Origin of the sequence: Roseivirga seohaensis (genome assembly GCF_001592945.1) — a bacterium.
Classification (GTDB): domain Bacteria; phylum Bacteroidota; class Bacteroidia; order Cytophagales; family Cyclobacteriaceae; genus Roseivirga; species Roseivirga seohaensis.
The window spans coordinates 16,715-36,419 of the sequence record NZ_LRPB01000023.1; the positions used below are offsets into that span (position 1 = coordinate 16,715).

Below are 19,705 nucleotides of genomic sequence, written 5' to 3' on the forward strand. Positions count from 1 at the left end.
GCCAATTTCTATTTCTCTCCTTAATAATAAAGATAGATGTATTAAAAAAGGGCTCATAATCTAACGAATATAATTTATCAGCTTACTAAAGTTTCTATCGACTACTTTTTCAGCTTGATCAATAGAACACTTCCATGTGCTGGCCAAATAGTCCAAAACAAGACTCACATTTTCCGGTTCAATAGGTACACCATCATTCTCGATGAAAGGCCCATCAGTTTCTGTTAATACATTTTCAAGAGGAATTCTTTCAACTATTTTTTGTCCGTTCCTACTCTTTATCATGGCAGGATTGATTGAAAAATAAAACCCACTCTCTGATATTTTATCAATTAATTTTAACGGACCACTATACCAATGGAAGATTGCCGATTGAATATTATGGTCAATTAAGAGTTCATAGACCTGACTCTCAGCCTTTCTAGAGTGTATGCTTAGTATTTTTCTCTCACCACTGATGCTATTCAGGATTCTTTTGAAGCTAGCTATTTGAATGTCCTTAGTTCTAATTCCTTCATACGAAAAGTCCAGACCAACTTCACCAATATAAGAAGTGTACTGCAATAATCTCAGAAAACCATCAAACTCATGCTGGTGTTGATCTGCATGAAGCGGATGCATACCTAACGCCAATCGGATTTTCTTGTATGGTCTAACATATCTAAAGCCCATTTCAAAATGACTAGGTAAATTAGTCATCCCAATAACGGTAATTTGAGCTCTATCTATTTTTTTGAGCAGTCGTTCAGGGTTTGGGTATAAGTCAATGTGACAATGGGTATCTATCATTAAAGGCCAAGATGCTTTTTTAATTTCGAATTGCCTTTATCCGAAATCCATTTAATGATTTCCTTCCTGGAATTCACTACTACATCCGCATAAACATCTAGTTTGGACTGCTCAATATTTCCATCTACTAAGAGATTCCTCTTAATTTTACCATTATCTAAATCTGTCTTGAGAAAATCAAATAGTGCTTTGATGTCTGGCCTAAGTTTATCAAAGGCTGTCGCCTTTAGCAGATCAATTCCAAAATCTTCATTATCCCAGAATTTTGCATGAAGGGCAGCTCTTCGGTAAATACAGGGCATACAAACACCACATTGTCCCGCTTCCCTATTATCCCAATGATACTTATGGCCTCTTTTCCCACACGACTTTGAATCCTTATAAGTTGACATCAAAACAGTCTTATCTGAGGATTTATCAACCATACTACCCTTTGTCATAAACTCGAAAGGATTGAAGAGTCTCGTAGTGACTCCAACCGTTAGGAGAATATTTTCAAGAGAGCTAAGAAAGAAAGGGTGGGTGGTTCTAGTACTTAGTGAACTGGATCTGGAAGGAGTAAGAGGGTGGTTAAGAGAAATGGTGCCATTTTCCGGAATTATAAGTTCATTTACTTTTGGCATTTTCCTTATTAGATATAAACCCAGGCTAATAAATAATAATGAACGGCTTCTTTGGTTAAGATCTCTCGAAACTGTCTTTCCAGTCGAAAGCTTACTTTCAACTTTGACTCTAGTTCTTATATGCTCATATCTACCGGGGTAATGTTTTGCAAATTTGCTTAGAATCTGGTCTTGATCTGTCTTAGGTCCAGAGTAAGTGGAATCAAAATGTGATATTAAAACTCCCTTTTCTTTGTTACCTAACTTCTTTAGCTCATTTATTACTCCCATTAATGAATCTAAGCCACCTGAAAAAAGACTTGCGAACTTATATTGATCATAGTCAAAGACTGGGATGTATTTCTTTCTTCGATTAGTTCGCTCCAGGTATAAATTAGAAACAAGTAGAGGTTTAAATGTCAGGGTCCACAAATCTCCAGTTAAGAAACTTAGCATATCTTCAAATTCCGATTTGACTGAGGCCCATTTGTTAGTGTGCCGCACTGGAATCTCTAATTCAAAATCTCTAGTCCATCCATTGAATGACCATACCTTTCGGGCAAACAAATCATCAACTGCATATATTATGGAAGAGATCAAAAACAGATCGAACTCTATTGAATCTGTCTCTTTCGTAAAGTCATATAATCTTTCAAAATCAGGAAAGGATAGACTTGCTTTAGTTTCTACACCATCTTCCAAATATGAAATTTTAACATCCCCAAACTGCCCTTTTACAATAGGAGTGGAAGCTTCTACTTTAATTTTAATCATCATCCCCAAATACCTTTAAGACGTCTTCTTGGATATTAAAAATTATTCTTTCCCCATCACTAGAGCCCCAATCCACCTTATTCAATGGATTAGTCTTGTTCATTTTTGTAAGTCTGTTATCAATGAATTTCTTTATTTGACCGAATAAGTTTGAACATTCTGCTTTACCTTTCTCTTCCACTAACTTTTCATAGAACATTACAGAGAGATGCTCAAACACATAATGTCCAAAATAATCAATAACTACCTCTTCTAAAGAACTCTCCTCCAGAGTAGCTTTCAGGGCTTCTTCCAATTCATCTGGTGTCTTTGCGTCCTCAGCAATTTTCTCAAGTAATTTTCTCGTTGCCTCTTTAGCTGCTTTGTCATCTATCGATCTGGCAGAGCCGCTACAATAGTCAATCAGATGGTTAATTATGTCTTCCGCTGATTTACCGGTTAGATCAGTTAACCCAGTATCTGCAAGAGCTTGTGTTAAATCTCCTCCGGATGACGAAAAGCCTCCTAAAAAGCTACCTAACTTTTGAGCTGATCTTGCTCCTCCCTGCCCGGCTATTTTGGATTTGCCTCTGCCTGCATTTGATGCTCCCCCAACCACATTGACAAACTTGCTTAAAATTGAGCCAATATTTCTTTCTGCAATTTCACCGGTAGTACAACTTCTGGTTACTGAACTACTCAGATCGCCCCATTGAGGCTGCCCTTTAACTCTAGCTCGATATGACTTTGAAGTACCCATAATTTATAGATTAAATGCTTTGGCTGCTTTTCCTTTTGAATTTGAAAAGAACTTAGTAAGTGGCTCACCTAAATCAGGATGAGATTTAAACTCTGACAAACTTGAACCAATAGCGGCTGGCATCTTTGCAGGACTCATTACATTTAGAAGCTCTCTATACAACCCTATACTTCCAGGTATACCTTCTTCCATAAGAAGGATGAATATTTCATGCGCTCGGTGACTGTCAGGCTGTTTTTTAATTGAATTGATTGCAAAGTCAAGGAACTGTTCAAGTTCATGGTCTATCATTGGTTTTATTTCATCTCCAATTATCTTTCTAGAAACGGAGGCACTAATATTTTCCTGATCTAGTTTCTGATACACCATTTTTACAATCGGTGAAATAAGACTTGCCCCTGTGATAGTAGATGCTACATTGTCTCTTGAAAGCCAGAAATAATCCCTTAAATCAACTTCGCTGAAGTAAGGTTCGACTTTCAACCACTTTATAACCTTATCTTTAGCCCATAACTTATAACCTGAATTAATGGCTTCCTTTGCCTCAGAAAAACTAACATCCAGCGTTTTTTTCTCTAATTCTTGAAGCTGAACTGACTTACCTTCCTGAGTAGACTGCCAATCATAGAGTTGTCTAAAAAGATCTATTTCAGTGTATTCAAGAATCATTAATTTGGCCAAAACAGCCTCATTAAAGCCTGAAATAGATGCAATTTTGGACAGCTTATTTCTTAAAGTGAAGGTGTTTAAAAATCGCTTTATCTGACGGGGATTGCCATAAAGACTTTGTGTGATTATTGGGGCTAGAGCGGGAATAGATCCTAGGCTTGATTTTAATTGCTCATATTCCTCATTAGTCACGATGGGCTTTAAGTTGACCAGGCCAAAGACTCCATACCTATTTTTTGATCTAAAATCCTTAAAAGAGACAAGAACCTTCTCGAAGCTTTTTGGCTCCAATTCTCTCTTTGAGATTAAAAGGGAAATATATGTCTCTACTTCAGAGTCAGAGAGCTTGGGCAATGAATATGGTACTTGTATTAACTTCTCCAGATAGTCATCAACTATACGAGTATTGTTTCTGACCTCACCTTCTTCATTATCATTTAATCGATATCTAGCACGTATGGCATGTCGTACGATTCTTGGATCAGCACCAATTACAAAAGCAGTATTGTCAACATTTAAGAAAAGTTTAATTGCTTCCAAGTTTTCAATAATTCTGTCAGTCGTGCATCTGTCCAAATCATCGATAACAACTATAAGCTTCTTTATCTTTGAAGTCTCGATCAATTCTTTGAATTCTTCCCTAAAATCTCGAATAAGAACAGTTCCATAGTCCTCATTTGGGGAGTCCTTCAAAAGTGATTTAAGAAATTCTTCAGGCTTATCTCCTTTCAGTTTGTCCGAAATGTCGGAGGCGCTCAAGCTACCCAATTTCTGTGTTAGATATGGTATCAAAGAAACTCCTCCGGTGGCATATGCCGTGGCAGCTGGAATAACTACATTTTTGAATCCCAAGCCAGCAATACGAAGCCAATTGACAGACTTTATCATTGAAGAGGCTTTGTCTCTGACCTTTTTGTCAAACTTTTTATTTTCTTCAAATTCCTTCAAGATCGACTCTAGAAGAGCTGCCTTAGCGTCATCATAGCCCTCGAAGAGCCAACCATTGAAATAAAGAACAAACGTACCCTCATCCTTATTTTCAAGATTCTTGGTTAGTATCTTAAGAATACTAGATTTGCCACTGCCCCAATCACCAAATACACCAATAGTGATTGGCAATAAGTTGTTATCTTCTAATACTTCGGTAATCAGCTTAGCATGTACATCATAGCCTAAGAGATCTTCCGTAGTTTCATTGTCTGACCACATATCTAATGTTATTTGCCTTCAACCCTCAAAAGAACCTTTGTAGACTTGGTTCGCCAACTAGAAACTCCTCCATGACGGGAACATGCACCGCGGCCAGTAGCACTAGAGCTCGTTCCATCTTTACACGTGGCGCCAATTCTATAAGAAGAAATGCTTGTTACTGCTTTACCCTCTTTCAGAAAACTCTTGCTAGCGTATCCAGTTTTGTCACCGAATTTAATTTTATACCACTCGCCTGATTCCTCTAGCATAGTGACATTGTCGTATTGCGAAAGGGTTTGGATAGATTTTGATTCTATACTTGGCCCAACCCTTAAGTTGAGTGAGCTTGAAGACACATAATAGCTCTGGCCCATAAGGGCACAGTGTATAAAGCAAAGAGCTAAAGCAATGATAAATTTCATACTTGAAAATTTGAAATAAGAGTTTATTGCGGTCAATTTTAGATTGGCTGCAAGAGAGAATAGGGGTGACTGTATAGAATAGAAAAAGCTTCAGTAATTAACTGAAGCTTAATTCTTGCATCCGTTTTTATCGCACGTCAATGAAGCTGAAGTATTCTCCCAATGAGATGAATGAGTATTAGTGTTTACTCCACATCCGGTAGTTCCACCTTTAGTACCTTTATGTACTTCTTTTGTTGGTATGTGTCTAACTGGCATAATATAAATGTTTTGGTTATTAATTCATTAAATGAAGTCTTTTGTCTAATAAGAAACAATACCCATATATAGGTATATTTTAACTTAACCATCAGTAAAACAACTCTTTATTCAACATTTTATCTCCCCATTTGATATATTTTCATAACTTAAAACAAAAACTTCGTTGAGCTCAATACCAAAAAATAAAATTATTCTCTTGGGTAATGGGTTTGATCTATCCCATAAGCTACCCACAAGTCTCGAAGACTTCGTGACCTTTTTGGTTAAGGAATTATTTGATGACGATCTTCAGGAAAAGAGTCCATTATTGGATAAAAATAAGGCACCAGCATTTCGTTGGGTGGTTAGTCAATTTAACAGTGAGGAAAGCATTGACTGGGACATATTAGTTAAATCCCAATTCAATCAATTTAATAGAATGATGACCAGATTCTGGAGTTCAAACCCAGACGCATCTCAACATACTGGACTGCCAATCCTAAGACAGGAAAAATATGGATCGTATCCTAATTTACTCTTCGAAAATAACCATCTATTTTGGAGAGCTTTATGCGACACTAATCAATTCAGATGGATAAATTTCGAACGAGCATATTACAAACGATTGACGGAACTTTGTAAAGATACTACTGGCCATTTCCATAGTAATCGAATTGAAGAAGTAAAAATTCTTAATGATCAATTTAATAAGATCAAATCCGAGTTTATTCGTTACCTAAAAACTTTGAATATTTCTCCCTCAATAGGCACTCCTGGTCATTCAAATTATCTTTACGAAGGCAGAATACACCAAAGGGAAGGTGAGCGGCTTGATTATAGAAATAATCAGGCAGAGTTCCAGTTAATTCTTAATTTCAATTATACTTCCTTACCTGAAAGAGTCTATCAGTTGAATAATTCTCCTGATAAACCGAAAACATCCATAATCAACATTCATGGGGATTTAGACAATCACAATCAAAATAACCCAATCATTTTTGGTTATGGTGATGAAATGGATGATGATTATCACCAACTAGAGTCATTAGAAGAAGATGAAGTACTTAGACATTTTAAAAGTACTCAGTACTCCAAGACACATAATTACCATCGATTACTCAGTTTTATCGAAATGGGTCCATTCCAAATAGATATTGTAGGCCATGGTTGCGGTATGACAGATCGAGTATTGTTAAATACAATATTCGAACATGATAACTGTGACCGCATCAAGATATTCCACTACAAGAATATCAACCATTATACTGAAACTTATATGCATGTTTCAAGGCATTTTAATAAAGATAAAAAACACCTGCTAAGGCAAAGAGTTCTCCCATTTGATCCAAAAACGCCCTGCCCTCAGTGGGATGATAAATAATGAATACATATACCTTAATAAATAAAACTCTATGGGAAAGGCTAATGATAAAATTGATTACGATTGGGGAATAAGTAACGAGCAAAGAGCAAGAAGAAATAGACCTGATGGTTTTTGGGATAAAGTAGGTCCATTCATAATGGGTGTGGTTATTATTCTATTCATTATTAAATCATGTTCTTAGTATTTGGCTATTACCCTGCTTGAAGCTCTTTTTAAAGGATTACCCCCCGTTCGCAAACGCGCAAACGCCCCTGCCAAACGCCAGCGAACGGGGGTAATAATCGGTTACAACGCAGCTTTTAACCATTCAATAAGTGCTTAAAACATTCAAAAAGGCAGTTTCTGCCAAATAACTATGCCCCTTAACTGAAAGGAGTTAATGAGTCAAAAATTCGGTTTGGCACGAAATTAGGCACCCCCGTTTGCAAACGCCCCCGAACGGGCTATTACTATGGCAGAACCCAAAGCACAAACCCACATTCAGCAGCTGGGATTTTTTGATAATGATCTCAACTCTAGTACTCACGACAATATAATGATCTGGCTTCAGAAGAATATTGACCAGGTTCTCAACAACCTTTACTATACACCTTTTGAACGCTGGGAGGTTGAGAGAATGGTTAATTCAACCAAGGAAGAACTTCAAAGGCTATTACCACCAATGATTCAACAATTAAAATGGAGTGGAAACAAGCTTGAGGAACATCAAAAACTAATTGACTCACTCCAGAATTGGACTGGAAAAGAAATTTTGGAACAGGCTATCGAGCGGCCACTAATTACTTCTCATAGTGTTAAATGGGAAATGACGGTTGAGAGAGAAGGACGAAGGGTTGGAGATAAATACACGCTCGGATTTATAGACATGCATGTTGCATTTTCCTATATGGGCTATATGATAAAAGGCATCCCAATAGGGTCAAATCAAAAAAAAGAGATTGAAGAGTATTCGTTGCCCTATCTATTCTCATACTTTAATGATGATGAAGTATTCTTTGAAGTAAAAACCAAAATACCTTCAGTGGGGGCACTGCTTAGGCAAATCAACTTCTACAAGAGCTATAAGCCGGGTAAGTATGTGGTGGTGTGCCCAGATGATAGGCATAAGGAGTTACTGGCCAGCCAAAATGTGGGGTTTGTTAAGGCGTTCGCTTTATGATAACAGGGCGTTTGCCCGTTTACAAACGGGGTTACAAGGCGTTCGCAAACGCCCGAACGGGGTAGAATCTAATTGTGCAACGCGTTTTCGAACGACCCAGAACGCCCAAATACTACATCTTTTTGTTATTGGCATCTACTTCACGCACGAGAAAATCTGGTTCAGTTATGGAAATTGTTACCCCAACTGGTAGGTAAAGTTGTTTTACCATTTCGTACAGCTGCCTAGGATTTAGCTTTTTCTGCTTCTTCCCTGTGTTTTCTATTATATCAGCATCCTTCAGCCAGCCGTTGAACGTTCTAAGAGATACACCATACATATCGGCAAGTTCTGCCTTAGTGATTCCTGGAGATATTACTTTCATATCATTTCAATTTAAGTTGTAAGAGGTAAAGTTTTGAGGTATGGGACTCTGATTTCTACGTCAACATCTGGAACCCCTACACTGGCAATAAATTCTGCCAACTCAATTGCCTGAAGATTCTTTTGATGGTTTACACCCACTTCTTTGAGCCAATTGATAATCGTATCTACATCGCAATTGTAAAGCTTGGCCAGTTGTTGGCGTGTAGTACCTACCCTAATTGTTCTTTTTTGCTTCATGTTATAGCGTTTCATTTGAAGGTTTTAGGCGTTCGATGCCGTTCGCAAACGGGGTGAACGCGTTGGCGTACCGCGTTCGCAATAGCCCAAACGGCCTAACAAACGCACCAAACGCCTATTCTCATGCGTTGAAAATGGCTCTATTCGTCTCGTATGTTGGGCAGGTGTAATCATCAGGTAGGCCGTATTCATGAATAAACGAGGTAAGTTCTTTAGGACTTAGTGTCCTTTTGTGGGTAATCCCAATTTCTTCAAGCCAATAAGCAAGGGTTCTTCTATCGCTATTATAAATATTGGCCAGCTTCCTTCTTGTAACCGGATAATTGATCTTGTTCATTACTACAATTTACGAACAATCATTAAAGAGTTCTCCAATAGTAATAAGCAAAAAATAGGGGCATCTACGCCAAGATGCCCCTCCCAAATCAACAAGAATCACTCTAAAGTATTCACCAAACCATTGAGTGATTTGTCTTCACCGTTTTTGGCCTTTACAACCATAACGGTACCCAAAGCTGCTAATGCTACTGCTGAAATAACCAAGGTTGCTTTTAAACCATTGCTCATTCCATTTGATTGTATACCTGGGGTATAGGCTTCAACCTGTGCTCTTTGAATCCTCAACCTTTCGGCCTCAAGTGCGGCCGCATTATTTTGTTGAGCTATTTCTTGCTGAATCCTGAGCGCTGCAATCTCTCTTTCAGATTGCTTTTTGGCTTGATTGCCTCCAATTAGATTGGAGACAAAATCAATTCCGCTGCCTATCCATTCGCCACCGTTTAGAGTAGTCTCTGGATTTTCATACTGTCCATATTGATTGTACATGACCTAGTATTTAGAAGGTTTTATTTCATCTTCTAAGAGGCCGGACAGGCTTGTTTCTTCCTCAATCTCCTCTTCAACTTCTTCATCGAAGTCTTCGATTTCAAGGGCTTCATCCAAAAACAGGATGTCATTTTCATCAAAATTCATTTTGATGATGTCGCCTTCTTCATATTGCTGAAGAATTTCCTGAAGCTTGTATATCAAGTCTTGAAGCCTGTGCCACATGAAGAGATTCTCGAAGACCTCTACATCATGGCCACAAAGCTCTTCTACTTGAGTTTGTAGCGTTCTTAATTTGCGGATGTACAAACTAAGTTCTTCAAATTTCCATTTGAAGCCCTGACTGTTTGATTTGAGGAAAACGAACAGTTTCTTCATGCTAATGACTTTACCACGCTTGGCACGAAGTTCTTGATCCTGTTTTTCACGTTGCTCAACTTCAAATTTTAACTTTTGGAATTCCAGTTCGCTTTTTCTTAAGTCGATAGCTTCCTGAGTCAGTGCTTGATCTTCCGCAATACCATTGAGGGTGTCATATTCATCCCTCCATTGTTCTACTAGGCTTTCGTCTAGTTCCAAATAGTCGGCAACACTTTCATTGTCCCAACTTGCATCGAATAGCCCTACAGCTATTACTTTTTGTTTTTCGTTTTTCATTTTATTTTGAGATTTTGTTATACTTTAAAATTAATAATTCATTTATTTATTATTTTAACAGATAGTACATGACCTTTGATTATCTGATTTAAACTGACATTATCAAATTTATTCGTGGTACGGATGTCCAAGAATTTCGAATATTTTGGTGTATTCTTTCGGTGAAAACGTCTTTTTCCCCTTGGTTTCAAAACCTAGTTCCAATTCTATTTCTAGTAATACCTTGTTAAAGGAGTCTGCTCCAAGGCGATAGGCATTTCTTAAATGTTCCCTGGTTGCAAAGCCAATAAAGGGCTTAAGCTTCTCCCTCTTGGGGTTCATTCCCCCTGTTATTGATTCTTTCATTTTTATAGATTTAAGTTGATTACTGATTTAAAGGGTCTAATACTGGAATTCGCATTTCACAATTTTCTGGTAGGCCATTGGCCCTTACCAAAAGGGCAACCTCTTTAGGTTTTAAGGTTCTGGAGTGTGTTACTCCAATTGCGTGAAACCATTGGCTGAGCACATCAGGGGAAATATTATAAACATCTGCCAGCTGTAGCCGCGTTATCCCTGACCTAATTACTTTTTTGTTGTTCTCTTTCATGTTGACTTTATTTTGAGTTTGACATTATTTTGAGTTCTCTTTTTGACCTTTGGTAACCGTCCAGCATTGGCCTTCTTCGATTGCTGAAGCAATGCTTTCAAATCCATCAATCTGTTATAGTAAGGTTTGAACCTTGGCTTATCTCTTTGGGCTTTAATTATGGCCATATGGCGTTCAACCATTTTGACCACGTTCGTAATGTTGGTTGCTGGCTCAAGTTGAATTGGCTCTTGTGGAAGCTTGGCCTTAATGAAATAGCGCTCTAAGCTTTCTACCTGCCATTTGGGTTCTGGCTTAGGCAATGGTTGGGCATCTGGAGTTCTTGGCTGTTGAAAAAAAGGTTTGTTTAGGGCTACACCTTTTTCACTTTTTTCACCTTTGGGCTGAACCATCGGCTCAGGAACCGAAGGTATTTCTCTTTGCTTTGGTCTAAAGGCTCGCCAATCTTGTTTGATAAGGAAGTCGGCAAGGTCAAGTCCTTTAGCCCGTTCTTGGTCGTTCGCGTTGCGTTCAAGCAAATCTGAAACTGTAAACTTGGTGCCTGGCATTGCTTTTTCAAATTCTACAGCCTTTTTACTCCACAGTTTAAAAGCATTGCCCGTTTTAGATAGATCCGGAAAGAGTACTACCCTACGCCCTTGCAGTACTTTACACTTCTCCAGCTTTAAGCTGCTAAGGTTAAAAACTGCCAACCACAAAAGATTACCTGGTTGATCAGGCAACCCAAAATAAAGTGTTGAATAGATTGCGGTTTTTGGGGCTTCAACTAAAGCCACTGGATTAACTGGGTACTTATCGAGCAAATGTTCCCCAAACAGGCAAGACACCTTTGTTTCATTCTTTAAATAATCCGCTAACCATTTTGGGATTTCATGACCCTGTTTTAGATAATGCTTTTCGGCAATAGAATGCAGAAAGTTTGTTTTTATAGTGCGGTTCTGTTGATCAAAGGTTTTTACCTGAACCGCCCGAACATTCCCCTTACGATCTATGTAGGGAATGGTGAGCGCACCCGACATATACCCTTTATTTAGTGTGCCCAAATAATATAGCTCTACCACTTTCTCCACATCCTTTTCAGGGAAGGGAAAGGGGATGCCTTTTATTAGATTTTGGATGAATATGTTGCGTTCGTACCCGTTTGCTAATAGCGTTCGCTTAAGCACAGAAAAAGGAACGAACGCGTCCGCAAACGCGCGAACGGGGGTTGATTTACCAATACCTACCTTCTTTTCCTCTTGAAGGTCTTGATCTGGGTTGGCATAACCATCTTTATAAGGGTTAAGGTGATAGCCACAGTTAGCCTCACGATCACAGCGGCCATACTGTTCTGGCAGATAGTCATTGGTAGCTTTCTCAACGTACCGAACAAAACGTTTTTTGCCACAACTGGGGCAGAGGTGTTTCTTACTGCCTGGCTCTAAGTGGTATATCTTACTCCCGTTTTCCATTTTCCATATTTGCCATTTGTTCCATTTTAAAGGAAAAGTCAATTTTCCATTCTTTCCATATGTTCCATTTCAATATGTAAATGGCATGAATGGAATAAATGGCAAATGGAATCATACAAGCTTCTTATAATGCCCATGTTCTAGCTTTTCTATTAATTTGATCTTGGTGAAGTCTTTTAAATAGTTGGTTACGGTTCTCTGATGTAGACCTAGTTTATCTGACTCAAAATCAGCCTCTCGTCTTGTAAACTCTGACGGAAGAGAGGTGTAAAACTCTCTCTTTTTAGTATCAAGGTGCTCAGTTGGGTTTTTCTTCAAAAGGTGCGAATGCATGTGCAAAGAATGATCAATGAATGTTTTCGCAAGTGCTACTGCAATGTCAAAGTCCTTACCTGAACAAACTTGATGCTTATTAGAATAGTCTTGATGCTCCCAAGTACGAAGGATAGTAAGTATTGAGGCTATTCGAGTGATGATAATTGCGGATCGGAAGATGATGCTTTTGACATCAGACCCGAAAGATCGGACATAGTACTTAGTCCATTTTGCGTATAAATCCTGTAGTTCATCTTCCTGATCAGGCTTCCATGAAAAGTGAACCTCGCCCCAGCTTTGACACTTTTCGTAAATCTGTAGTAATTCTTTTGAATAAGGCTCCAATTGATCAGCATAGGGTATTGGTTTTGATTTAGTGCCAAATACACTTCTAAACTCTTCATCCCCTTCGAAGTAATAGAACATAAAACGACTAAACAGGCCGTCTTCAGTATTGGGGATTATTCCTTTGAGCTGGCCAGGCGTTCCGCTAAGCGCTACTGAAAGGCATGGATTTTCAATTTCTTTATAGTTACCCGACCCTTTTCGGTTTTGAGAATGCGTTTCATGTTCAAAAGCCTTTCTCAACACATCGCTATACCCAGACCAGTCTTGTTTTAGTGTATTCCCTAATGTGTCGGCTTCAGACTCAAAAAGAATAGAACTTTGCATACGCGCCATAGTTTCCACAAAAGAAGCACTGCTACTATTCGCAGGGATAAATAGGTATTGATAATCTGGCTCCAATGGTTCATCTATAAATAGTCTATCCTTTGCCGGAGTGGCTCTATATCGAGAAATCTCTAGCTGATAGTCCTCCTTTTTTTTGTCATTTTCTTTTATGTATTTTCTTTGAATAGGCTGAGCCAAAAATTTACCATAGTTCATTTTTCCTTTTCCACTAGCTGCTGGAGCAATAATGAATAAGAAAAGGTTATTCCAATATGTCTTACCATCATGTTGAAATTTAACACCGGGCATACAGCCGCTTAAAACTGTAATTGTGCTGGCAAGAAAAACATCCTTGTCTCTGCCATTATCAAAAAAGGCACAAGTCTCTTTAAGAAACTTAGGGAGTAGCTTATAGATATGCTCAGGAAATAGTGGAGTTTCTACTTTTTTGAGTACACCTTTAAAATTCTCTATTTCTTTAAGCAAGGGGTCAGGTACTTCTAGGCTCTCGTGCTTTGGCTCGATGGACATAGGGGAATGGTGAATTAGTTGTGAAATATGAATATTGGTTTAATACTCACGCGGCTGACTAAAATTTTGGAATTAGAAAAAAGGGACCGAAAAGCCCCTTTAAATTCCTATGCAGCGTCTGCTACTTTTTTCTTAAAGTCTAAGTATTTCTTTTTCATTTTGTCACGCGCCTTTTCTGCTTGAACTAATTCCTTTTTCAGCATTGTGATGAACTCTTGAAAGTCAGATTGTTCTTGCTCTTTAAATTTCGAGGACATTGCCTCATATTGATGAATAATCCTTTCATCATCCTCAGTCATGTTTTTATTCTGCCTAAGGCTTTCTACATGTTCTGCTACATGATGACTAATGCGCAGGGAGATTTGAATCTCTTTGATAGACTCAAGAATTACGTTTTTCTGATTTTCCGGTAGGTCATTGGCCAAGGTTCTTAACCTTTCCAAATTTTTAATTAAATTTGACATGATATAAGTTATTAATGTGAATACATAATTGAAAAAGCATGGAGTCCAGTCCATGCTTTTTTTATTCTCCTTCAAAATATCTGGCAACCTCTGAAGCTGGCACATAAATTTTTCTACCTCCATTTGGTCTGACTGTTTTTACCTTCCCATCAGCAACCAATTCATCGAATTTGGATCGTGCAATTTTAATCCTCTCCATGAACTCTTTCGAAGTGAGATACTCAGACCGATCCGTATTAGTCGAATCATGATTTGTTCGTATTGCTTCAAGTATCCTTTGTTGACCAAACTTGAGTTCGTCAAACTCACTCTTGGGAATAATTAAAAACTGAGTTTCCATAATAGTATATATTAGACTTTTAAGTAGATAAACAAACCTAACATATACCTAATTAATACGCAAGGGAATTGTTTAAAATTATTACCTTGCGTACACAGTTAAGGTCAATAAAGACTTAAAATATACATGAGTGACTTCCTGAAAAAGATTAAAGAAATTCGATTAACCAAAGGATTGAATCAATCAGAGTTTGCCAATATGATAGGTATGAATCAAAGTAACTATGGTAAAATTGAAAGAGGGGAGTATCAATTAAGTGTCAATAAGCTCATAGAAATTGCTGAAAAACTTGAAGTTCCTGCATTCAGTATTTTATTTGATGATGAAGATGATAAACGGATTTTTGATAAGGAAACGGAGCTTACTATTGAAGCATTAGAAAAGAAAATTGAGATATTGGAAATGTCAAATGAGCAGTTATTGAAAATCCTTGCTCTCAATGGCCAACAGGAAAAACAATCTGATATAATCGTAAATCAGCTAAGGACACTTCTCAAGTATCAAGCGGCTAATAATAAAAGGCTCAAAGAGTTTATATCAAATTGGCTGGATAAACTTTCAGAAGCTGGAGAAGACCAGCTCCATAAGTTATATCCAGGCCTTACAAATGAACAACTTGACAGTCACATAGAGACCCTAAGACAGCATTTTGGATTAGACGTTGACGATTCTATTGAATCAGACCTCTGGGATGACCTTTTAGGAAAAATGGAAAATGCAGCCGAATTAACCGAGAAACTAATCAGGCAAAGTAAGGATTTGTGAGTTTGAATTAAGTGATTTATCTGGCAGCTTTCTTCATTGAAAGAAAAAACTATTAATCAACTCATTCACTGTTAATAAAGTCTTATCCGTATTAATAGTTACTTCAATATTTTGTGTTAAATTGTCTATCATGGCCAAACAAGCACAAAAAGGATTATCAGGTAATGCAGCAATACCGCATCAAATTCATATAGCCTACTTAGTTACCAACATTAATAACAATCTTTTTTTTTCGAAGAACCTTAAATTCAAAAACAATATTTGTTCTGCAGAAACTAAAGTGCCCAAAGTTGATAATAAGCAACCTGATGTACTAATATTCGACCCACGCACTTCTAACAGTGAAAAAATCTGGATTGAAGTATGTAAAAAACAACGCGGCCTGCTCCAAGGTGATAAAGATAAAATCAATTTGGCATTTAAGCGGTTACCTCATTTGAAAGAAGGTTTCATTTTCGTCTATGAACGTAATGAATGGTTAAAATATAGACGAACCAAAATGGATTTTATCCGCAGTTCTAAATCTACGTGGTTGGGATTGGACTTAGCTGATTTGGTAAATACAATCCACCCCCAATCTTGGTTTAAGCCGTAATCTGAAACTATCAACAGTTCTTTTAAATTACCTTCAAAATGGTAGGTATTTAAGTTAACCTAGGTTTTGGTGGCTGAGTATATTCAGAGACTCCCTACAAACTTCAAAGCAATTAGCAGATAAATGAACTCAAGAAACAATTCAAACTTGCCAGAAAAACAATATGAGGTCAAAACTTGGCTAGGTCAGTTTTTAGTAGAATTAAAGCACATAGAACTTCCTTCAGTAATTGAGGATAACCTAATCAGGTCCACTTGTAAGTTACTCACAGGCTTGACGGATATTCCAGCTGCATATTTACATGAATATAAAAGACGAATAGAAAGGGAAACAGAAGCCTTGGATATTCTTTCAAGAGCCAATGTCGAAAGTATAGTAAACTTTAATAAAAAAGACTCTGAGCTCATTGCAAGCACTGCAAATTACTACTCGATACAATTATACAAAGAGGCCGGAAACAGAAAGGCCATTCTAGAAAAGGCTATTTATCAGTTGGGGGATAAGACCTATTCAGAGGATACCAATAAACAAATTGATGAAGATTGGCTTTCCAGATTTGCCAAAATAGCCAATGATGTTTCCAAAGAAGAGGTGCAACTCATATTGGCCAAGATACTTGCTGGAGAGATTTCCAAACCTGGTTCTTTTAGTACAATGACATTGAAAGTACTTGAAAGAATGGATAAGCGCGCTGCTGATCAATTCAGTGAATTTTTAAGCTACTGTAGCAGTCTTACATTTACTGATAGCGTCATTATATTGGCTTACAAGAACTATCAAAGCCCCTATACTAAAGTCCTAAGAACGGCTATTCCTCAGTTTGTGATGAACGCTGTCAATCAAGAATCGATTCCCACATTAGAGGACTTCTCTTTTCTTATAGATGTTGGGATTCTACGACCTATAATAATTTCAAAAAAAATTCCGTTTTCTGATTTAAGGCAATTCCATATTGGTTCAACAGAGGTTTACTTAACTCGATTCAGACCTGAATTAATGGACGAAGATGATGTGTCGTTTAGTTTGGAATGTATGGAGCTTACAACTGCGGGCAAAGAGTTACTTCCCTTTATTAAGCCCAATCCAGCGTTTAAAGAATACTGCGAGCAACTAGATTATTATTTTCGGAAAAAAATGGGTTATGTATTAGAGTACCCAGACAAAGACTAACTCAAAACCAACGAACTATTCCTCTCATTTAAAGTTAACGTTTTCAAACCCATTTAACTCATTAATAAAGTGGCTAGTACTGATGTCAAAATAGGTTTTGGTGGTTTTTGAGTTTTGGTGGCCAGCCATTTTAGCCACGTATTCCCTAGGGTAACCCTTTGATATTAACAATTCACAAAATGTATGGCGGCCAACCTTGTTATAAAGCACCTTTTCTATTTTGGCCATTGGCCCAATTACTTTAAGTGCTCTATTAAATGCCTGGTCTACAACTGTTGGAAATACTAAAGGAGAATTTTCAGCTTTGTACTTATTCAAAAGCCTAACTGCTTCAGGAAACTTATACAAAGGCACAATATAACGGTAGCCATTTTTAAACCTCTCACTTACCAATAACAGCCCAGCTTCAGAGTTTATAAAATTCTCGGCCGTCAAACCACGTACATCACTGTAGTAAAGCCCAGTCAAACACTGAAAGACAAATAGGTCCCGGTGCAGTTCTAAATATTGATCTTCCTTTTTCTCGAACTTAAGGTTTACCAATGCTTCAATTTCTGAAATGGTAAGAGCTGTTCTTTTCACCACAGATACTGGCACCTCTAGCCTGACCTCAAAAAACGGATCACGAATTAAATAATCGTTTTTAAGCGCATGCCTGGCAATCTTCTTAAAGGGATCAAAGTACTTAGTTACAGTAGAGCCAACTAAACCTTTGCTCAACAAAAAATCTCTATACTCCAGAATAAGGCCTTCACCAAGTTCTTTGAATTTAATTTTTGGGTTAAACTCGCTGATATGCCTTTTGAAGGTGTTGTATTTCTTACGTGTATTCGGTGATTTAAATTTGGTGATCTTCAAATAATGATCGATGTAATCATTGAATGATTCCTTGTCTCCTTTCCTCTCAAAGAATTCTGACAGCTGCCGGAAAGTTACTGGCCGATCGAGAAAATGTAATTTATTCACATACTCCTGAAGCTCGCTCATTCGATCCATAAGCGCTTTGTTGAATAGGTGATTTTGCGGATGGCTATCCTTCACCCATTTATTTTCACGCCCCTGCCAATACTTGCTCTCCAGCTTTGGAAGTTTGGGGTCAAAGAAGCGAACCTCCCTATCAATCGTTACTCGTAGGTGAATTGAGTATCGGCCACTCTTTGTTTTTATATAGTTTCGATTGAAGATAGGTTTAAAAGAGACTCCCATAAGTGTGTAACATTTCGGGTAACAATTTACGGGGACTAACAACACAGGACAAGAGAACTAACATGCCTTAACACCAAATAAGCCACTGTTATTCAGTGGCTTATCTCTTGTTTACACTTGTTAGTTAGTGTTAGATGTGATCCCGACAAGAATCGAACTTGTATCTAAAGTTTAGGAAACTTCTATTCTATCCGTTGAACTACGGGACCATTCCCTTTTTTAAGAGGGGCAAAATTAATTAATAATATGTGTCTTTCAAGTAATTTGGAAAGATGGTCATGTGTTGTTTTTTCACCTTTTCGAAAATCACTTCACGCATTTCAGCAATGTTCTCTTTTTGTTCTGCAGAAATAAAAACTACGCTTTCGCCTTCAGCATTTAAGTAGGTTTTTTTCAACCTTTCTAGCGTCATGGGCGGATGTTCCATTTCCTCTTCTATTTCAGGGTCTAAAGACTCAACCAATTTGTCAATTTTATTAAAAATAATGATCGTTGGTTTATCAGCCGCACCAAGGTCTATCAAAGTTTGGTTTACCGTTTCCATCTGATCCTGATAGTAAGGATGTGAAACATCCACGATATGTAAAAGAATATCGGCTTCTCTTACCTCATCCAAAGTAGATTTAAAAGATTCAATCAAATGTGTTGGTAGTTTTCGGATAAAACCTACGGTATCGGACAATAGAAACGGGATATCATCAATAGCCACTTTTCGCACGGTAGAATCTACAGTAGCAAAAAGCTTATTTTCGGCCAATACATCTGCCTTAGTCATTAAACGCATAAGGGTAGATTTACCAACATTGGTATAGCCTACCAAAGCCACACGTACAATATTAGTTCTGGATTTTCGCTGAACTTCGTTCTGTAATTCAATTTTCTCCAGCTTCTTTTTCAGTACGGTAATTTGGTTTCGAATTTGTCTTCTATCCGTTTCAATTTCCTTCTCACCAGCACCACCACGTGTGGCAGTCCCTCCTCTTTGTCTTTCGAGGTGAGTCCACAGTCGTGTAAGCCTAGGTAATAAATACTTAGACCTTGCCAGTTCCACTTGCGTTTTAGCCTGAGCAGTCTGTGCTCTTTTCAAAAATATATCTAGAATAAGTAAACTTCGATCATAAATCTTGATCTGCAATTCTCTCTCTATATTTCTAAGCTGTGAAGGGCTCAAGTCGTCATCAAAAATAATTACCTGTATACCTTCAGCCTTAATATAAGTATGGATTTCCTCAAATTTACCTTTCCCTACAAAAGTTCTTATTTCAGGTTTATCAAGCCGTTGCGTAAACGATTTTTTAACCTCAAGCCCCATTGTATCGGCTAAAAAAGCCAATTCATCTAAATATTCGATTACCTTTTCTTCTGGCTGCTCTCTATTAATCAAAGCCACCAAAACTGCGGTTTCTTTCTCAGTATCAGTTGTTAAATATCCTCCCATAAAGCATCAAAATTACTATTTATCGAAACCATTTCTAAATTCAACTTATAAATCGCTTCATCAAACTAAAAAGTATAAACACCATATAAGGGTATAATAGTTTTGCATAATCTTA

General features: G+C 37.6%; 25 protein-coding genes and 1 tRNA gene. 6 read left to right on the top strand and 20 right to left on the bottom strand.

Annotated elements, in window-relative coordinates; translation table 11 throughout:
* Nucleotides 1-60: 60 nt before the first annotated feature.
* Genes qatD through AWW67_RS06545 form a run of 5 tightly spaced genes read right to left on the bottom strand, consistent with a single transcriptional unit; the run spans nt 61 to nt 5,186 of the window.
* Entirely contained in the window at nt 61-789 is a 729-nt protein-coding gene (gene qatD, locus AWW67_RS06525; protein WP_062300764.1) for a Qat anti-phage system TatD family nuclease QatD, read from the bottom strand.
* On the bottom strand, nt 789-2,168 hold the full coding sequence (gene qatC / locus AWW67_RS06530) for a Qat anti-phage system QueC-like protein QatC (RefSeq protein WP_062300765.1): 1,380 nt from the start codon (nt 2,166-2,168) through the stop codon (nt 789-791). The genes qatD and qatC overlap by 1 nt, the downstream gene beginning before the upstream one ends.
* Nucleotides 2,158-2,904: a Qat anti-phage system associated protein QatB gene (locus AWW67_RS06535; protein WP_062300766.1), complete on the bottom strand. Its 747-nt coding sequence runs from the start codon at nt 2,902-2,904 to the stop codon at nt 2,158-2,160. The genes qatC and AWW67_RS06535 overlap by 11 nt, the downstream gene beginning before the upstream one ends.
* Nucleotides 2,905-2,907: 3 nt before the next feature.
* On the bottom strand, nt 2,908-4,782 hold the full coding sequence (locus AWW67_RS06540; RefSeq protein WP_062300767.1) for a KAP family P-loop NTPase fold protein: 1,875 nt from the start codon (nt 4,780-4,782) through the stop codon (nt 2,908-2,910).
* 8 nt (nt 4,783-4,790) lie between these two features.
* Complete coding sequence (locus AWW67_RS06545; RefSeq protein WP_082793993.1) at nt 4,791-5,186, bottom strand: SH3 domain-containing protein; 396 nt, start codon at nt 5,184-5,186, stop codon at nt 4,791-4,793.
* A gap of 457 nt (nt 5,187-5,643) precedes the next feature.
* Between AWW67_RS06545 and AWW67_RS18680 the strand changes: the two genes are divergently transcribed.
* From AWW67_RS18680 to AWW67_RS06555, 3 genes are all read left to right on the top strand, one after another.
* A complete protein-coding gene (locus AWW67_RS18680; protein ID WP_260311403.1) occupies nt 5,644-6,807 on the top strand; it encodes an AbiH family protein in 1,164 nt (387 codons plus the stop codon).
* Nucleotides 6,808-6,838: 31 nt separating this feature from the next.
* On the top strand, nt 6,839-6,991 hold the full coding sequence (locus AWW67_RS18990; protein ID WP_176700003.1) for a hypothetical protein: 153 nt from the start codon (nt 6,839-6,841) through the stop codon (nt 6,989-6,991).
* Nucleotides 6,992-7,261: 270 nt separating this feature from the next.
* Complete coding sequence (locus tag AWW67_RS06555) at nt 7,262-7,969, top strand: hypothetical protein (protein ID WP_053222158.1); 708 nt, start codon at nt 7,262-7,264, stop codon at nt 7,967-7,969.
* Nucleotides 7,970-8,081: 112 nt separating this feature from the next.
* Here AWW67_RS06555 and AWW67_RS06560 read toward each other — a convergent pair whose 3' ends face one another.
* The 12 genes from AWW67_RS06560 to AWW67_RS06610 form a co-directional block, all read right to left on the bottom strand.
* Complete coding sequence (locus tag AWW67_RS06560; protein ID WP_062300770.1) at nt 8,082-8,333, bottom strand: hypothetical protein; 252 nt, start codon at nt 8,331-8,333, stop codon at nt 8,082-8,084.
* An 11-nt stretch (nt 8,334-8,344) separates the two neighbouring features.
* A complete protein-coding gene (locus tag AWW67_RS06565) occupies nt 8,345-8,587 on the bottom strand; it encodes a hypothetical protein (RefSeq protein WP_062300771.1) in 243 nt (80 codons plus the stop codon).
* Between the two features lie 106 nt (nt 8,588-8,693).
* A complete protein-coding gene (locus tag AWW67_RS06570; protein WP_062300772.1) occupies nt 8,694-8,909 on the bottom strand; it encodes a hypothetical protein in 216 nt (71 codons plus the stop codon).
* A 98-nt stretch (nt 8,910-9,007) separates the two neighbouring features.
* Nucleotides 9,008-9,397, bottom strand: coding sequence for a hypothetical protein (locus AWW67_RS06575; protein ID WP_062300773.1), 390 nt, complete (start codon nt 9,395-9,397; stop codon nt 9,008-9,010).
* A gap of 3 nt (nt 9,398-9,400) precedes the next feature.
* Nucleotides 9,401-10,054, bottom strand: coding sequence for a hypothetical protein (locus AWW67_RS06580; RefSeq protein ID WP_062300774.1), 654 nt, complete (start codon nt 10,052-10,054; stop codon nt 9,401-9,403).
* Nucleotides 10,055-10,162: 108 nt separating this feature from the next.
* Nucleotides 10,163-10,399, bottom strand: coding sequence for a hypothetical protein (locus AWW67_RS06585; RefSeq protein ID WP_062300775.1), 237 nt, complete (start codon nt 10,397-10,399; stop codon nt 10,163-10,165).
* A gap of 19 nt (nt 10,400-10,418) precedes the next feature.
* A complete protein-coding gene (locus tag AWW67_RS06590) occupies nt 10,419-10,643 on the bottom strand; it encodes a hypothetical protein (protein ID WP_053222164.1) in 225 nt (74 codons plus the stop codon).
* Nucleotides 10,640-12,094 carry a DUF6965 family protein gene (locus AWW67_RS06595; RefSeq protein ID WP_071387066.1) on the bottom strand — a complete coding sequence of 485 codons (1,455 nt, stop codon included), beginning with the start codon at nt 12,092-12,094 and terminating at the stop codon, nt 10,640-10,642. Before AWW67_RS06595 ends, AWW67_RS06590 begins: the two co-directional genes overlap by 4 nt.
* Entirely contained in the window at nt 12,078-12,209 is a 132-nt protein-coding gene (locus AWW67_RS19190) for a hypothetical protein (protein WP_260311351.1), read from the bottom strand. The genes AWW67_RS06595 and AWW67_RS19190 overlap by 17 nt, the downstream gene beginning before the upstream one ends.
* Nucleotides 12,206-13,612, bottom strand: coding sequence for a DUF3987 domain-containing protein (locus tag AWW67_RS06600; protein WP_062300776.1), 1,407 nt, complete (start codon nt 13,610-13,612; stop codon nt 12,206-12,208). The genes AWW67_RS19190 and AWW67_RS06600 overlap by 4 nt, the downstream gene beginning before the upstream one ends.
* A gap of 107 nt (nt 13,613-13,719) precedes the next feature.
* On the bottom strand, nt 13,720-14,076 hold the full coding sequence (locus tag AWW67_RS06605; protein ID WP_062300777.1) for a hypothetical protein: 357 nt from the start codon (nt 14,074-14,076) through the stop codon (nt 13,720-13,722).
* A gap of 61 nt (nt 14,077-14,137) precedes the next feature.
* Nucleotides 14,138-14,416 carry a helix-turn-helix transcriptional regulator gene (locus AWW67_RS06610; protein ID WP_062300778.1) on the bottom strand — a complete coding sequence of 93 codons (279 nt, stop codon included), beginning with the start codon at nt 14,414-14,416 and terminating at the stop codon, nt 14,138-14,140.
* Between the two features lie 126 nt (nt 14,417-14,542).
* Between AWW67_RS06610 and AWW67_RS06615 the strand changes: the two genes are divergently transcribed.
* From AWW67_RS06615 to AWW67_RS06625, 3 genes are all read left to right on the top strand, one after another.
* Nucleotides 14,543-15,181 (top strand): helix-turn-helix domain-containing protein, encoded by a 639-nt coding sequence (locus AWW67_RS06615; protein WP_062300779.1) that lies wholly within the window; start codon nt 14,543-14,545, stop codon nt 15,179-15,181.
* A 130-nt stretch (nt 15,182-15,311) separates the two neighbouring features.
* Nucleotides 15,312-15,776 (top strand): hypothetical protein, encoded by a 465-nt coding sequence (locus AWW67_RS06620; protein WP_062300780.1) that lies wholly within the window; start codon nt 15,312-15,314, stop codon nt 15,774-15,776.
* A gap of 123 nt (nt 15,777-15,899) precedes the next feature.
* On the top strand, nt 15,900-16,946 hold the full coding sequence (locus AWW67_RS06625; RefSeq protein WP_062300781.1) for a DUF2806 domain-containing protein: 1,047 nt from the start codon (nt 15,900-15,902) through the stop codon (nt 16,944-16,946).
* Between the two features lie 24 nt (nt 16,947-16,970).
* Here AWW67_RS06625 and AWW67_RS06630 read toward each other — a convergent pair whose 3' ends face one another.
* The 3 genes from AWW67_RS06630 to hflX all read right to left on the bottom strand — a co-directional run bounded on the left by AWW67_RS06630 (nt 16,971) and on the right by hflX (nt 19,590).
* The gene (locus tag AWW67_RS06630; RefSeq protein WP_062300782.1) at nt 16,971-18,152 is read right to left on the bottom strand and encodes a site-specific integrase; all 1,182 of its coding nucleotides are present in this window, start codon (nt 18,150-18,152) and stop codon (nt 16,971-16,973) included.
* Between the two features lie 137 nt (nt 18,153-18,289).
* A tRNA-Arg gene (locus tag AWW67_RS06635) sits at nt 18,290-18,361 on the bottom strand.
* Nucleotides 18,362-18,390: 29 nt separating this feature from the next.
* Nucleotides 18,391-19,590, bottom strand: a complete 1,200-nt coding sequence (gene hflX, locus AWW67_RS06640) for a GTPase HflX (protein WP_062300783.1) — start codon at nt 19,588-19,590, stop codon at nt 18,391-18,393.
* Between the last annotated feature and the right edge of the window lie 115 nt (nt 19,591-19,705).